At 57.7% G+C, this 14,453-nt stretch carries 13 protein-coding genes and 1 pseudogene; 7 read left to right on the top strand and 7 right to left on the bottom strand.

The genetic code is table 11. The features are described from left to right. On the bottom strand, positions 1-63 hold a 63-nt coding region (locus F9C28_RS20170), incomplete at its 3' end, for a hypothetical protein (protein WP_224471883.1). Positions 64-319: 256 nt separating this feature from the next. After that, positions 320-1,228: a LysR substrate-binding domain-containing protein gene (locus tag F9C28_RS14365; RefSeq protein ID WP_199016041.1), complete on the bottom strand. Its 909-nt coding sequence runs from the start codon at positions 1,226-1,228 to the stop codon at positions 320-322. 142 nt (positions 1,229-1,370) lie between these two features. On the opposite strand from F9C28_RS14365, the gene F9C28_RS14360 reads away from it, so the two are divergent. Beyond that, the gene (locus F9C28_RS14360; RefSeq protein ID WP_199016040.1) at positions 1,371-2,861 is read left to right on the top strand and encodes a UbiD family decarboxylase; all 1,491 of its coding nucleotides are present in this window, start codon (positions 1,371-1,373) and stop codon (positions 2,859-2,861) included. Positions 2,862-2,956: 95 nt separating this feature from the next. Next, positions 2,957-3,181, top strand: coding sequence for a hypothetical protein (locus F9C28_RS14355; RefSeq protein WP_199016039.1), 225 nt, complete (start codon positions 2,957-2,959; stop codon positions 3,179-3,181). A 34-nt stretch (positions 3,182-3,215) separates the two neighbouring features. On the opposite strand, the gene F9C28_RS14350 is transcribed toward F9C28_RS14355, so the two are convergent. The 5 genes from F9C28_RS14350 to F9C28_RS14330 are packed head-to-tail and all read right to left on the bottom strand — an operon-like array spanning position 3,216 to position 7,650. Then, positions 3,216-3,995 (bottom strand): ABC transporter ATP-binding protein, encoded by a 780-nt coding sequence (locus F9C28_RS14350; protein ID WP_199016038.1) that lies wholly within the window; start codon positions 3,993-3,995, stop codon positions 3,216-3,218. Beyond that, positions 3,992-4,771, bottom strand: a complete 780-nt coding sequence (locus F9C28_RS14345; RefSeq protein WP_199016037.1) for an ABC transporter permease — start codon at positions 4,769-4,771, stop codon at positions 3,992-3,994. The genes F9C28_RS14350 and F9C28_RS14345 overlap by 4 nt, the downstream gene beginning before the upstream one ends. Beyond that, positions 4,768-5,613, bottom strand: coding sequence for an ABC transporter permease (locus tag F9C28_RS14340; protein ID WP_199016036.1), 846 nt, complete (start codon positions 5,611-5,613; stop codon positions 4,768-4,770). Before F9C28_RS14340 ends, F9C28_RS14345 begins: the two co-directional genes overlap by 4 nt. Beyond that, on the bottom strand, positions 5,600-6,697 hold the full coding sequence (locus F9C28_RS14335; RefSeq protein WP_199016035.1) for an ABC transporter substrate-binding protein: 1,098 nt from the start codon (positions 6,695-6,697) through the stop codon (positions 5,600-5,602). The genes F9C28_RS14340 and F9C28_RS14335 overlap by 14 nt, the downstream gene beginning before the upstream one ends. Continuing rightward, positions 6,694-7,650: a TauD/TfdA dioxygenase family protein gene (locus F9C28_RS14330; RefSeq protein ID WP_199016034.1), complete on the bottom strand. Its 957-nt coding sequence runs from the start codon at positions 7,648-7,650 to the stop codon at positions 6,694-6,696. The genes F9C28_RS14335 and F9C28_RS14330 overlap by 4 nt, the downstream gene beginning before the upstream one ends. Before the next feature lie 265 nt (positions 7,651-7,915). On the opposite strand from F9C28_RS14330, the gene mltB reads away from it, so the two are divergent. The 5 genes and pseudogenes from mltB (at position 7,916) to alaS (ending at position 14,263) form a co-directional block, all read left to right on the top strand. Continuing rightward, positions 7,916-9,001, top strand: a complete 1,086-nt coding sequence (gene mltB / locus F9C28_RS14325) for a lytic murein transglycosylase B (RefSeq protein WP_199016033.1) — start codon at positions 7,916-7,918, stop codon at positions 8,999-9,001. A 163-nt stretch (positions 9,002-9,164) separates the two neighbouring features. Further along, positions 9,165-9,661 (top strand): annotated as a pseudogene (gene pncC, locus F9C28_RS14320) (nicotinamide-nucleotide amidase). Between the two features lie 94 nt (positions 9,662-9,755). Next, positions 9,756-10,820 (top strand): recombinase RecA, encoded by a 1,065-nt coding sequence (gene recA, locus F9C28_RS14315; RefSeq protein ID WP_199016032.1) that lies wholly within the window; start codon positions 9,756-9,758, stop codon positions 10,818-10,820. Positions 10,821-10,940: 120 nt separating this feature from the next. After that, positions 10,941-11,435, top strand: coding sequence for a regulatory protein RecX (locus F9C28_RS14310; protein WP_199016031.1), 495 nt, complete (start codon positions 10,941-10,943; stop codon positions 11,433-11,435). Between the two features lie 200 nt (positions 11,436-11,635). Next, positions 11,636-14,263 carry an alanine--tRNA ligase gene (gene alaS, locus F9C28_RS14305; protein ID WP_199016030.1) on the top strand — a complete coding sequence of 876 codons (2,628 nt, stop codon included), beginning with the start codon at positions 11,636-11,638 and terminating at the stop codon, positions 14,261-14,263. Positions 14,264-14,453 lie beyond the last annotated feature (190 nt).

Below are 14,453 nucleotides of genomic sequence, written 5' to 3'. Positions count from 1 at the left end.
TTTTCGGGTCTGACGGCGCTTAGTGCTGAATTCACTATCGGCGAAGGTGAGTTGATGGCTCATGATGTCCCTCTGGGATGCGCTCCGGATGAATATGATAATCTCATATCAGGAACTTGTTCGCACCTTCCCTAATACTTTGCCTGATGTGAAATAGTGTTGTGTATATTTCTGTGCGCCTAAGGATATCTTCAGCTGCGTTAAGCACTAATGGCAACAGCATTTTCATGGGCACGCCTGGCGGGGGATTTATTCAGTAAAAATAATGAGATGCCGGATTCTTCACCTAAAATTTACCGGGGCATAATATTGCCCGTTGTTACCTATCAGGGGTTGCGTTATCTGCCGCCCGGGCTCTGGCCTGGCGGATAAAATCCGGCAGGATATTGTTTTTAATATGGCGCTGCCAGCTCAGGATCAGGGTCGTGGTGGCAAGGGGATCATCCAGCGGGCAGTAGCAGACCTCGGGGATTGCGATGGCGCGCTGGGTGTCCGGGACGAGGGTTATCCCCATGCCCATGGCCACCAGCCCGGTCGCGGCGGAGACATCCCGGGTGAAATGCATATCCTTTGGTGTAAACCCCGCCCGGCGACAGGCATCGATAATTGACCAGCCCAGGCCAATGCCCGGCGGATCCCGCTGTATCAGGAAGCGTTCGTCACGCAGGGCGGCCAGTGCGATCCGCGGCGCACCCGCCAGCGGGTGCTGGCGAGGTAACACCGCCACCAGTGGATGGGCCGCCAACTCGAGGTATTCCAGCTCCGGATAGAGCGGGGCGGGCCCCCGCAGAATGGCAATATCCAGTTGATAGTTCAGTAACAGCCGCAGCTGATCCGGCACATTGTGCTCCGCAATCGCCACCTCGATATGCGGCTTGTCGTGGCGATACTGATTAATCAGGGCCGTCATGGCTGGGTCAAGTATTGATGACCCCACATAACCCAGGGTCAGTTGCCCGCTGTGGCCCTGGCGCAGGCTGTTGGCGCGGGTGATAAACGCCTGGTATTGGGTGAGGGCCAGACGGGCCTCCTCCACCAGTTGCTGCCCCTGAAAGGTGAGGGACACATTACGCTTATCCCGGCTGAACAGCGGGATGTGCAGATCCCGCTCCAGCGCTTTGATTTGCTGGCTCAGCGCGGGCTGGGCGATATTAAGCCGCAGGGCCGCCCGGCCAAAATGCAGCTCTTCTGCCAGTACCACAAATGAACGTAATTGCCGGTGATCCATCGTCCCCTCCTGTTTGTCGCTCTGATAATAACTGCTTATTAAAATGGCGGGTATTATTATTGGATTATTATTAATCGGCGCAGGACACTGAAAACAGAGGCAGGGCAGTCGGCCCCGCCGGAAACTTCAGAGGAGTGCTGATATGCCTGACCAACCCATCAAGGTGACGGATCTTCGATCTGCCCTGGCGCTACTGAGCCAGTATGACGACCAATTAATTGATACGGATGAACCGGTCGATCCGCTGGCGGAACTCTCCGGGGTATATCGCCATATCGGGGCCGGGGGCACGGTGATGCGGCCCACCCAAACTGGCCCGGCGATGATCTTTAATCAGATTAAAGGCTATCGCGATATGCGGGTGCTGATTGGTCTGCTGGCGTCCCGCCAGCGGGTGGCCTATATGTTTGGCACCCGCCCGGAAAAACTGGCGTTTATGCTAAAAGCAGCCGTGGCGACCCCGATAGCCCCCATCGTGATCCCCCGGGAACAGGCGGTGTGTCAGGAAGTGGTGCATCTGGCCTCCGATCCGGATTTTGATATTCTGCGCATTCTTCCGGCGCCGACCAATACCCCGGAAGATGCCGGCCCCTATTTTACCCTCGGCATGTGCTACGCGGCGGACCCGGAAACCGGCGAACATGACGTCACTATTCACCGGCTGTGTGTTCAGGGGCGGGACGAGATCTCAATGTATTTTGCGCCGGGGCGCCATCTGGACGTGTTTCGCCAGAAAGCGGAGGCCGCCGGGAAACCGCTGCCGATTTCCGTGAGTATTGGGGTCGATCCGGCGATTGAAATCGGCGCCTGTTTTGAGCCCCCGACCACCCCGCTGGGTTTTGATGAATTATCCATTGCCGGTAGCCTGCGCCAGCAGGCGGTAGAGCTGACCGATTGCCTGACAGTCAATGCCAGGGCCATCGCCAATGCCGAGGTGGTTATCGAAGGGGAAATACTGCCTGATTATCGGGTGCGGGAAGATCAGCACACCCATACCGGTAAAGCGATGCCGGAGTTCCCGGGTTACACCGGCAGCGCCCAGGCGGCATTGCCGGTTATCAAGGTGAAGGCGATAACCCACCGCCGCCACCCCATTTTGCAAACCTGTATTGGCGCCAGCGATGAGCATACCAATATGGCGGGGATCCCCACCGAGGCGAGTATCTTACAAATGGTAGAGCGCGCCCTGCCGGGATTTGTGCAGAATGTCCATTGCCCGTCACCGGGCACCGGTAAGTATCTGGCGGTGATTCAGGTGAAAAAACGCAGCGCGGCAGATGAAGGCCGCCAGCGCCAGGCCGCGCTGCTGGCGTTTGCGGCGTTCTCTGAACTCAAACACGTGATGCTGGTGGATGACGATGTCGATGTGTTCGATATGAATGACGTGATGTGGGCGATGACCACCCGCTACCAGGGGGATGCCAGCACGGTATTTATTCCCGGAGTGCGCTGCCATCCGCTGGACCCTTCCTCAGACCCGGCATTCAGCGCATCGATCCGCGATCACGGCATTGCCTGCAAAACGATTTTCGACTGTACCGTGCCTTACCACCTGAAAGCGAACTTTGTGCGCAGCCAGTTTATGGCGGTGGATGTGCAGCGATTTGTGCCGGGGTTCACCCCCCGCCGCTAATACAAAAAGATGACGGAAAGACTGACAGAGGGGGGTTGTCCAGGAAATTAACGATGTTATTCTGGGGCGGATAATAGCTGCTATAGGGAATAGGTATGTCAGGAAGTGAATCCAAAGTCAGAATCAGTGATGTTATCCCCAATTTTATCGATAGCGCGGTGAATTTTATGGCATCCACCCAGGCTTTTCGTGAATACCTGCACAAAAGCCCGCGCATTGATGTCACACCTTCAGGATTAAGTGACGACAAAGCGCGCCATTACTTTGAACGCCTTACCTACTACCGTGATATCTACCGGCCGGTAGATCGTCGCCGGTAATTGCCTGGCAGGCGGGGTGCCCCGCCTGTTTATTTCACGCCGTCAGCGTTTCTGGCTGGCGAATAAAATCCCCGAGGATATCGTCCCGCAGGGCCAAAAAGTCCTGGTGGCTACGGTTACGTGGCCGGGGAAGGCCGACATCAACCACCCGTTTAATGCGGCCCGGGTTGGCCTCCATCACCACCACCTTATCACTCAGCCAGACCGCTTCATCCACATCATGGGTGACGAGGATCATGGTGATGTTCTCCTGCTGCCACAGATTTTGTAGCTCCCCCTGTAACCGCTGGCGGGTAAACGCATCCAGCGCGCCGAGGGGTTCATCCAGCAGCAGGATCCGCGGGCGGTTAACCAGCGCCCTGGCGATAGCCACCCGCTGGGCCATGCCCCCGGAAATTTCATGGGGCCAGGCGCCGGCAAACCCCTGCAGGTTCACCAGTTCCAGATGCGCCTCTACCCGGCGGTTCTTTTCGGCCGTGGTCAGCGGGGCATTTTTCAGGCCGAGGGCAATATTCTGGGCCACGGTGAGCCAGGGGAATAAGCGGTGATCCTGGAAGACGATACCCCGATCGAGGCCCGGGCCGCTGATGGCGTTACCGTCCAGGGTAATACTGCCTTGGTAATCAGTATCCAGCCCCAGCACCATGCGCAGCAGGGTGGACTTGCCACAGCCGCTACTGCCGACGATGCTGATAAACTCCCCCGGGGCGATGTTCAGGGAGATATCGCTCAACACCTGGCGGCGGGTGCCGGGCTGGCGGGGATCGGCGAAGTATTTCTGTACATGATTGATCTTCAGGAATTTACTCGTCATATCAGCTCCTTACTGCGCTGCTGGTAACCAAAACGCCGCGCCAGGCGTTGCTCCAGATACCGGGCGCTGGCGTTGAGCAGCCAGCCCACCAGGCCAATAACCACCATACCGGTCAACACTAAATCCATGCGAAAGTGCTCGCTGCCGTCAATCAGGGTATTACCAATACCCTCACCGGAAACCAGTAAATATTCGGCGCCGATAGTGGCCAGCCACGAGTAAATCAGCGACAGGTACAGGCCGGTGAATATCGTCGGCAGCGCCGCCGGGAGCTGCAATGACCAGAAGGTCTGGCTACGGGTCAAACACAGGGTGCGGGTGACCTCTTCCAGGGCCGGGGGCAGTTGGCGCAAACCGTCCCAGGTGTGCACCGTGACCGGCACCAGCGCCGCAAGGGATAAAAACACCACCTTGGCCGTATCGGTAAGCCCGAACCACACCGAAATCAGCGGGATCCAGGCGAACAGCGACACCTGTTTAAAGGTATTAAAACTACCGCCGACCACCAGGGCAAATCCCCGGAACTGGCCGAGTAAATAGCCCAGTATCAGGCCGCCGCTGGCCCCGAGGGTAAACCCCGCCAGCTCCCGGGCCAGGCTTGCGGATAACGCGCGCCATAATTGCCCGGAGGCGGCCATCTGCCAGGCGGTGTTAACCACGGACTCCGGGGTCACCAGCAGCGGGGAGCGGGCAGGGTAGTAGTGGGCGCACCACCACCATGCCAGCACACCGAGCACCGGCAGAACCCCGCCACGTAATCTACGCAGGCTGTTCATGGGCGCGCTCCCGGGGTGAGGCGGTGGCGCAGCAAGCGCCCTTCGGCCAGGGTAAAGCCCCGGTCAATCAGCCAGCCGATAGCCCCGACCACCACAACCGATGCCATCACCAGATCCAGCTGGAACAGCTGGCGGCCATAGACAATCAGATACCCCAGCCCTTCGCTGGAGGCGATCAGCTCAACCACCACTAATGAGAGCCAGGCTTTGGTAAAGGCGAGGCGAAATGCGCTAAACAGCACCGGCACGGCCGCAGGCAGGACTACCGCGCTGATTATCTGGCGGCGGCCAAAGCCGTTAACTCTGGCGACCTCTATCAGAGGTTGCGGCGCCTGGCGGAATGCCTGCATCGTTCCCAGGGTGACCGGCACCAGCGCCGCATGCGCGATCAGGGCATATTTCAGCGGCTCGCCGATACCAAAAATCAACAGAGCAAACGGGAACCAGCCGAGGACCGGGATCTGTACCAGCGCATTAAAGCTGGGCTGCAGATAGGCCCGCAGGGTGGGGGATAATCCCATGGCGCCCCCCAGTACCAGGCCAATCAGGCTGCCGATGGCGAACCCCGCCACCACCCGCTGCACACTGGCGGCGGTGTTCAGCCACAGATCGCCACTGGTGGCGAGATAGTCAAGGGTGAGCCAGACCTCATAAGGGGAGGGCAGTACCTGGGCGGCGATCCAGTGCTGGCTGGTGGCGGCCTGCCACAGCGCCAGCAGCGCCGCGGGCAGCAGCCAGCGGTAGAGGCCGGGGAACCGCCGTAACCGGCGGCCGGGTATGGCGTTGCTGGCGGCCCGGGTGGAGGCTATCAGCGGAAGCGGGAGGAGATTAACCTGGGGCATGGGCGACCTCCTGGCTGGGGGGGCTGGCTGTCTCTGGCTGGCCATTTACGCCCGCCGGGGCCCAGTAGTCCTGCAGATTTTTGTCTTTCAGCGCCTTATCAAGGTAGCGGGTGTCAAACCAGCCGCTGACACTAACCGGCTGGCGAATCAAGCGCTGGGCTTTAGCCTGTTCGGCCACGGCCTGATAACGGCTGCGGAAGAACGGGTCCAGTAACGGAGAGTTGCGCACCCGCAGGGACTGGTTAGCGAACTCCGCCTGCCAGGAGGCATCGGGCACCCCGGATTTGGCCCATTCCTGATACAGCGCCTGCTGGTTAGCGGGATCAGACGCCCAGCGGGCGGCATCAACCAGCACATCGACCACTTTTTGGGTTTGGGCCGGGTGCGATTCGGCGTAGGCATGGCGGACCAGCAGGGAGGTCTGGCGCGTCAGCCCCACATCCTGGCCCTGGGTCGAATAGATAATGTCGACGATCCCCTGATCGCGTAATTTAAACAGCTCCATCCCGCCAAAGGCGGCATCGACACCATTGGTGGCCAGGGCCGCGAGGGTACTGCCGCTGTCCAGATTGATAACTTTAAGATCCCGCTCGGTCAGCCCCTGGGTTTTGAGGATATTGATCGCCACCAGATGGCCGTTAGTGCCCCGGAAAATGGCCACTTTTTTCCCTTTCAGGTCAGCGAGGGTTTTTATCGGCGAGCCCTTAGGGACCGCAACATAGCTGTTGCCCCGGGTGCCCACGGCGGCAATCAGCCGGGTGTCGAGGCCATTCGCCCGGGCCACAACCTGGGGGAGGTCCCCCTCCCAGGCGAAATCAATTTGCTGATTGGAGAGGGCTTCATTGACCGCCGGGCCCGCCCCTTTGAAGAAAAACCACTGAACGTCGGTACCGCTGCCGGCGAAGGCTTTTTCCAGCAATTGCTGATTGCGTACCACCCCGAGGGCAGAGCCCCCGGAGGTGACCGGATCGCCGCCGCCACCGGTGGCGACCCCAATGCGCAATACCTCCGCATCGGCGGCGGTGGCGCCAAGCAGTAACAACACACCGGCCAGATGGCGGCGTACCCTGGGGGTGAGTGTCATAGGGCGGCTCCCGGGGCTGATCCCTGGCGGGATGACTGAGGCGGAGCCTGGCGCTGCTGCTTTTCTTGCTCAGTCTGCGGTGAGCGGGTGGTCACCGTGGGCAAAATGGCCCGGCTATGTTCGCCGTTAATGCTGACCGGTACCTCTCCTGCCACTGTGGTGCGGCGCACAATGCGCGCGGCGTCGCCGTAATCATCCACCGCAATATGCTGGGTGGCGCGGTTGTCCCAGATAACCACATCACCCTGCTGCCAGCGCCAGCGGACCGTGTTGTTCAGGCTGGTGATGCGCTGCTGGAATAACTGAAACAGCAGGGCGGAGTCCTGGGGGCTGACCCCGACAATCTGGCGGACAAAGTGGCCCAGCAGCAAGTTGCGTTCCCCGGTTTCCGGGTGCACATGCACCAGCGGGTGCTCGGTTTCATAGACCTCGGAAACAAACCGCGCCCGGCGGTGCTGGCTGAGTGTGCTGTCGACGTTTTTAGAAGGGGCGTAGTCGTAGGCGTTAGCGTGCCGGGCCCACAGGGTGTCCGCCAGCTGTTGCAGGGGCTGGGGCAGATCCTGATAGGCCGTGGCGGTATTGGCCCAGACCGTGTCACCGCCAAAGGCAGGGATCACCTCACCACGCAGAATGGACACTTTGGGGTAGTCCGCCACGAAGGTGACATCGGTATGCCAGGAGTTGGCCCGGCTTTCCCGGGAATCGAGATGCAGGATTGCGCTGGTTTGTTCGGCGCTTTCTACCGTGGGGTGCGGAACCTGCGGCCCAAAACGGCGTGAGAAGGCTTCCTGCTGGGCATCGTTAAGATGCTGGTTGCGCAGAAACAGTACCTTGTACTGTAACAGTGCCTGGTAGAGCGCGCTAAAGGTCGCGTCATCCAGTTCACTGGCTAGCGAAATATGACTAACTTCTGCACCAAGACGTCCGGCAACGGGGGTGATAGTAAAGGTCATGTGTTACGCTCCTGTTCACTGTGGGTTAACAGGATGATATGCATTACGGTTATTGATCATGAAATGATTATTTCAGAAAAGAATATGCGTAAATGATGCGTAACGCCGGGTTAATCCCGGGTGCCAGACCGGGCATTTTTTGCGATAAACGGCTACAATTTAGCCGCTGATAACGGGCGTTATCGAAATATCCCTTCACCGCCCGGCCAGATGATTTACCATGAGCGCTACTTTTTATTTTTCTCGTTTGGTGTACGGATATCTCATGCTTAAGCGTCAATATGCTTCACTTCTTCCTGTCCTGGTGCTGCTCTCAGCCTGTAGCAGCAAACCCAAGGCCCCGACGCAGGAGCCGGTAACCTCAGGGACCCCCAGCGGTGGGTTCCTGTTGCAGCCGCAGCACGACGTTTTGCTGCAAAGCGGTGATTTTGCCAATAATCCCGAGGCTGAAAAATTTATCGATAAAATGGTGGCGGAGCATAATTTTGACCGCCAGCAATTGCATGAAATTCTTTCCCAGGCGAAGCGGCTGGATTACGTGCTGCGGCTGATGGATCGTCAAGCCCCGACCGGGCTGCCGCCAACCGGGCCAAACGGTGCCTGGCTGCGCTACCGCAAGCAATTTATCACCCCGGATAACGTACAAAACGGGGTGGTGTTCTGGAATCAGTATCAGGATGCGCTCAACCGCGCCCAGCAGGTCTACGGCGTGCCGCCGGAAATCATTGTCGGTATCATTGGGGTGGAAACCCGCTGGGGCCGGGTGATGGGCAAAACCCGGATTCTGGATGCGCTGGCCACTCTCTCCTTTGCTTACCCGCGCCGGGCGGCGTATTTCTCCAGCGAGCTGGAAACCTTCCTGCTGATGGCCCGTTCCGAAGGGGACGATCCGCTTAGCCTGAAAGGCTCCTTCGCCGGGGCAATGGGCTATGGGCAATTTATGCCGTCAGCCTTTAAACAATATGCGGTGGATTTTGACGGCGATGGCCACGTTAACCTGTGGGACCCGCAAGATGCGATCGGCAGTGTCGCCAGCTACTTTAAAGCCCACGGCTGGGTGCCGGGCGATCTGGTGGCGGTCCAGGCATCTGGCCAGGCACCGGGCATGGATAACGGGTTTAAAACCAAGTACAACGTGAGTACGCTGTCCGCGGCCGGTTTATCCCCGATGCAACCGCTGGGGGACCATTCCCAGGCCAGTCTGTTACGCCTGGATGTCGGTACCGGGTACCAGTACTGGTATGGATTGCCTAACTTCTACACCATTACGCGTTATAACCACAGCACCCACTACGCGATGGCGGTCTGGCAACTGGGGCAGGCTGTCTCCCAGGCGCGCCAGGGTTTTTAAGGACGAGCGTATTATTGAACGGGCCACTCAGGTGGCCCTTTTCTTTTACTCCTGCGCCCCCATATTGGCGTTCTGTACCGGTAAAACGCCGGTGCAGCCCGGCTCGCAACCCGGTAACATCGGCCTTGCCCCGGGGGGAAAGGGGCTTACAATCGGAGTCGCTATGACAGATAGAGAATTAATACAGCTCAGCGCGGATCTTGGCGCACGCCTGTTACAGGCTGGCGCAACGCTGACCACGGCGGAGTCCTGTACCGGTGGCTGGGTTGCTAAAGTTGTGACCGATATCCCCGGCAGCTCGGCGTGGTTTGAACGCGGGTTTGTGACCTACAGCAATGCGGCGAAGTCCGGGATGATTGGGGTCCAGCCCGGGACGCTGGCGTCCTGGGGGCGGTGAGTGAGCCGGTGGTGCGCGAAATGGCCCAGGGGGCACTTCAGGCTGCCGGGGCGGATTATGCGCTGTCCGTCAGTGGTATTGCCGGGCCGGATGGCGGCAGTGCGGAGAAACCGGTCGGCACTGTGTGGTTTGGCTTTGCCAGCCGTGGCGGTGCGGTGGAAGCCCGGTTGCAGCAGTTCACCGGCGACCGGGAGGCGGTGCGCCGTCAGTCGGTGATTTATGCCTTAACCACCCTCGGGCAACTATTTCTACAAAAGACTTGATACTGTACGCTTATACAGTATAATCACTCGCAACATATCGTATTGAGCGACGCAGTGCAGCGCCAGGCGCTTCACCTGCATGACGGGAGTAAAAATGGCTATCGACGAAAACAAACAGAAGGCGTTAGCGGCAGCACTTGGCCAAATTGAAAAGCAATTTGGTAAAGGCTCCATCATGCGTCTGGGTGAAGACCGCACCATGGACGTAGAGACTATCTCTACCGGGTCCCTGTCTCTGGATATCGCACTGGGGGCCGGTGGGCTGCCGATGGGGCGTATCGTTGAGATTTACGGGCCAGAGTCTTCCGGTAAAACAACCCTGACATTGCAGGTTATCGCCGCCGCCCAGCGCGAAGGCAAAACCTGTGCGTTTATCGATGCTGAACACGCGCTGGATCCGGTCTATGCCCGCAAACTTGGCGTGGATATTGATAACCTGCTGTGTTCACAGCCGGATACCGGTGAACAGGCGCTGGAGATCTGTGATGCCCTGGCCCGTTCCGGTGCCGTTGACGTCCTGGTGGTGGACTCCGTAGCGGCGCTGACGCCGAAAGCGGAAATCGAAGGCGAAATCGGTGACTCCCACATGGGGCTGGCGGCACGTATGATGAGCCAGGCGATGCGTAAACTGGCCGGTAACCTGAAGCAGTCCAATACCCTGCTTATCTTCATCAACCAGATCCGGATGAAAATTGGCGTGATGTTCGGTAACCCGGAAACCACCACCGGTGGTAACGCGCTGAAATTCTACGCATCAGTACGTCTGGATATCCGCCGTATTGGCGCCGTGAAAGACGGCGATAACGTGGTGGGGAGTGAAACCCGCGTTAAAGTGGTTAAGAACAAAGTGGCGGCGCCGTTTAAACAGGCCGAATTCCAGATCATGTACGGGGAAGGGATCAACTTCTACGGTGAGCTGGTTGACCTGGGCGTGAAGCATAAACTGATCGAAAAAGCCGGTGCATGGTACAGCTACAACGGCGAAAAAATTGGTCAGGGTAAAGCGAATGCCAGCAACTTCCTGAAAGAAAACAAACCAATGGCGACCGAAATCGAGAAGAAACTGCGTGATATGCTGCTGAATAACCCGGACAGCACGCCTGATTTCCAGGCGGATGCCTACGGCGAAGGCGCTGAAGCATCTGACGAAAACTTCTGATTGACGACGTTGTGATACCAGAATAGTAAAACAGGGGCTGCAATTATGCGGCCCCTGTTGTTTATGGTGGGGCAGGGTGCCGGGTGTTCTGGCGCTTCGCCCGTTAAGCGGGATATACCGATGAGTGATACAACTGCTCCGCGCCGTTCTGACCAGGCACGCCTGATGGATAAAGCCACCCGTATTCTGGCGATGCGCGACCACAGTGAATGGGAGCTGCGCCGTAAACTGAAGCAGCCCCCCAGCATACCGGGCAATACCCCACCGCCGGTGTTCAGCGAGCAGGACATTGATACGGTGATTGCGTGGTGCTATGAACATCACTGGCTGGATGATGCCCGTTTTGCCAGCCGCTTTGTGGCCAGCCGGGCACGCAAAGGTTATGGCCCCCAGCGGGTGCGTCAGGAGTTGCAACAAAAAGGTATCGATCGCCACCAGTGTGATGAGGCGATTCTGGCCTGTGATATTGACTGGTCCACGCTGGCCCGGGAAATAGCTGAGCGTAAGTTTGGCGATCCGCTCCCCAGCGCCTTTGCCGATAAAGTAAAGGTGCAGCGTTATTTGCAGTACCGCGGTTTTTATGGGGACGATATTCAGGCTTTGTGGCAGCGTTAATGCCTGTGCATGGCGCTGTAACGCAGCATTACACTGCACGTTAATGAAATTTTACCGGGTTAATGCATCCGGCGTTTTACTTCCCTGACGATAAAACTTATCTTATTCCCCACGTTTTACCCGATAAGCCAGACAATAGACGCCAATCTGTTTATGATGTCTGGTTTACACCATATCGTTAGCTTGATTTCAGGATAATTATGAGCAAGAGCACCGCTGAGATCCGTCAGGCGTTTCTCGATTTTTTCCACAGTAAGGGACATCAGGTCGTTGCCAGTAGCTCACTGGTTCCAAATAACGACCCGACGTTGCTGTTTACCAATGCCGGGATGAACCAGTTTAAAGATGTTTTCCTCGGCCTGGACAAACGTAGTTATTCCCGCGCCACCACGTCACAACGCTGTGTCCGTGCCGGTGGGAAACATAACGACCTGGAAAATGTCGGTTACACTGCGCGCCATCATACCTTCTTCGAAATGCTGGGTAACTTCAGCTTTGGGGACTATTTCAAACACGATGCGATCAACTTCGCCTGGGAGCTGTTAACCGGCGACCAGTGGTTCAACCTGCCGAAAGATCGCTTGTGGGTAACCGTTTATGAGACCGATGACGAAGCATTCGACATCTGGGCCAATGAAGTAGGCGTACCGCGCGAACGTATTATTCGTATTGGCGACAATAAAGGCGCGCCTTACGCATCTGACAACTTCTGGCAGATGGGTGATACCGGCCCGTGCGGCCCGTGCACCGAAATTTTCTATGATCATGGCGACCATATCTGGGGCGGCCCTCCGGGGAGCGCTGAAGAAGACGGCGACCGCTATATCGAAATCTGGAACATCGTCTTTATGCAGTTCAACCGTCAGACCGACGGTGCCATGCTGCCGCTGCCGAAACCGTCCGTAGATACCGGGATGGGGCTGGAGCGTATCGCCGCGGTGCTGCAGCATGTGAACTCCAACTACGATATCGACCTGTTCCGTACGTTGATTAAAGCCGTTGCCGACGTGACCGGTGCCCAGGATCTGGCCAGTAAATCACTGCGCGTTATTGCGGACCATATCCGCTCCTGTGCGTTCCTGATCGCTGATGGTGTGCTGCCGTCTAACGAAAACCGCGGCTATGTGCTGCGCCGCATTATTCGTCGCGCGGTGCGCCACGGAAATATGCTGGGCGCCAAAGACACCTTCTTCTACAAACTGGTGGGGCCGCTGATCGATGTGATGGGCGCTGCCGGTGATGACCTGAAACGCCAGCAGGCGATGGTTGAGCAGGTACTGAAAACCGAAGAAGAACAGTTTGCCCGTACCCTGGAGCGCGGCCTGGCGCTGCTGGATGAAGAGCTGAGCAAGCTGAAAGGGGATACCCTGGATGGCGAAACGGCTTTCCGTCTGTACGACACTTACGGCTTCCCGGTGGATTTAACCGCCGATGTCTGCCGCGAACGCAATATCAAAGTTGATGAGGCCGGTTTCGAAGCCGCGATGGAAGAACAGCGCCGTCGCGCCCGTGAATCCAGTGGTTTTGGCGCTGACTACAACAGCATGATCCGCGTTGATTCTGCCTCGGTATTTAAAGGCTATGACAGCCTGGATCTCAACGCCACGGTGACCGCGCTGTTTGTTGATGGCCAGTCCGTGCCACAAATCAGTGCCGGTCAGGATGCCGTTGTGGTTCTCGATAAGACCCCGTTCTATGCGGAGTCTGGTGGCCAGGTAGGGGATAAAGGTGAACTGAAAGCCGCCGCTGGCGCCTTCCAGGTTACTGATACCCAGAAATACGGCCAGGCCATTGGCCACCAGGGGACCCTGAGTGCCGGTGTGCTGAAGGTAGGCGATGGGGTTGACGCGCGGGTTGATGACGCGCGCCGTGCCCGTATTCGCCTGAACCACTCCGCCACCCACTTAATGCATGCCGCGCTGCGTCAGGTATTGGGTACTCATGTGGCACAGAAAGGTTCTCTGGTGAACGACAAAGCGCTGCGTTTCGATTTCTCGCACTTTGAAGGGATGAAACCGGACGAGATCCGCGCGGTTGAGGACTTGGTTAACGCCCAGATCCGCCGTAACCTGCCGATCGAAACCACTATCATGGACCTTGAAGACGCGAAAGCGAAAGGGGCGATGGCGCTGTTTGGCGAGAAGTATGACGACCATGTTCGTGTGCTGAGTATGGGCGATTTCTCTACCGAATTGTGCGGCGGAACCCACGCCAGCCGTACTGGCGATATCGGTCTGTTCCGCATTGTTGCGGAATCCGGCACTGCCGCAGGCGTGCGCCGTATTGAAGCGGTAACCGGTGAAGGCGCGATGGCGGTGGTTCATGCGCAGAGCGATCAGTTACAGGATATTGCGCAGTTGCTGAAAGGCGATAGCCATAACCTGGGCGAGAAAGTGCGTGTTGCACTGGATCGCACTCGCCAACTGGAGAAAGAGCTGCAACAGCTTAAAGCACAGCAGGCCTCTCAGGAGAGCGCCAGCCTGTCAAGTAAAGCTGTTGATGTGAAAGGCGCTAAACTGCTGGTCAATGCGCTGAGTAACGTTGAGCCGAAGATGCTGCGCACCATGGTGGATGATCTGAAGAACCAGTTAGGTTCAACAGTGATTGTCCTGGCGACAGTGGTGGACGGTAAAGTGTCTCTGATTTCCGGGGTATCCAAAGACCTGACTGACCGCGTGAAAGCCGGTGAGCTGATCGGGATGGTAGCCCAGCAGGTTGGCGGCAAGGGCGGTGGCCGGCCGGATATGGCCCAGGCAGGGGGGACTGATGCTCAGTCGTTACCTGCGGCGCTCGCCAGTGTAGAAGGTTGGGTATCAGCCCGACTGTAATAAAAAATATAAGCGTATCTCAGACACCATGGCTCGCAAGGCCATGGTGTCTTGTTATAACGCACTTTTGACAATGATAAAGTCAGGTTATCTTGTATATATCGGCTAAACTTAGGTATAACAGCAGGTGGCGTAGCGTCAGGATACAGTTATGTGTTTGTCAGCGCTTACGTTATGGCGTTATATGATG

It is taken from the genome of Shimwellia pseudoproteus, assembly GCF_016415625.1.
Lineage (GTDB): Bacteria > Pseudomonadota > Gammaproteobacteria > Enterobacterales > Enterobacteriaceae > Shimwellia > Shimwellia pseudoproteus.
This window is presented reverse-complemented; position numbering and strand designations above follow the sequence as displayed.

Bases quoted from the DNA above. Each gene is read 5' to 3' on its own strand.
- F9C28_RS14360 (WP_199016040.1), top strand. From the start codon at position 1,371: ATGCCTGACCAACCCATCAAGGTGACGGATCTTCGATCTGCCCTGGCG.
- F9C28_RS14310 (WP_199016031.1), top strand. From the start codon at position 10,941: ATGAGTGATACAACTGCTCCGCGCCGTTCTGACCAGGCACGCCTGATG.
- F9C28_RS14350 (WP_199016038.1), bottom strand. From the start codon at position 3,995: ATGACGAGTAAATTCCTGAAGATCAATCATGTACAGAAATACTTCGCC.
- F9C28_RS14335 (WP_199016035.1), bottom strand. From the start codon at position 6,697: ATGACACTCACCCCCAGGGTACGCCGCCATCTGGCCGGTGTGTTGTTA.
- F9C28_RS14345 (WP_199016037.1), bottom strand. From the start codon at position 4,771: ATGAACAGCCTGCGTAGATTACGTGGCGGGGTTCTGCCGGTGCTCGGT.
- recA (WP_199016032.1), top strand. From the start codon at position 9,756: ATGGCTATCGACGAAAACAAACAGAAGGCGTTAGCGGCAGCACTTGGC.
- mltB (WP_199016033.1), top strand. From the start codon at position 7,916: ATGCTTAAGCGTCAATATGCTTCACTTCTTCCTGTCCTGGTGCTGCTC.
- alaS (WP_199016030.1), top strand. From the start codon at position 11,636: ATGAGCAAGAGCACCGCTGAGATCCGTCAGGCGTTTCTCGATTTTTTC.
- F9C28_RS14365 (WP_199016041.1), bottom strand. From the start codon at position 1,228: ATGGATCACCGGCAATTACGTTCATTTGTGGTACTGGCAGAAGAGCTG.
- F9C28_RS14355 (WP_199016039.1), top strand. From the start codon at position 2,957: ATGTCAGGAAGTGAATCCAAAGTCAGAATCAGTGATGTTATCCCCAAT.
- F9C28_RS14340 (WP_199016036.1), bottom strand. From the start codon at position 5,613: ATGCCCCAGGTTAATCTCCTCCCGCTTCCGCTGATAGCCTCCACCCGG.
- F9C28_RS14330 (WP_199016034.1), bottom strand. From the start codon at position 7,650: ATGACCTTTACTATCACCCCCGTTGCCGGACGTCTTGGTGCAGAAGTT.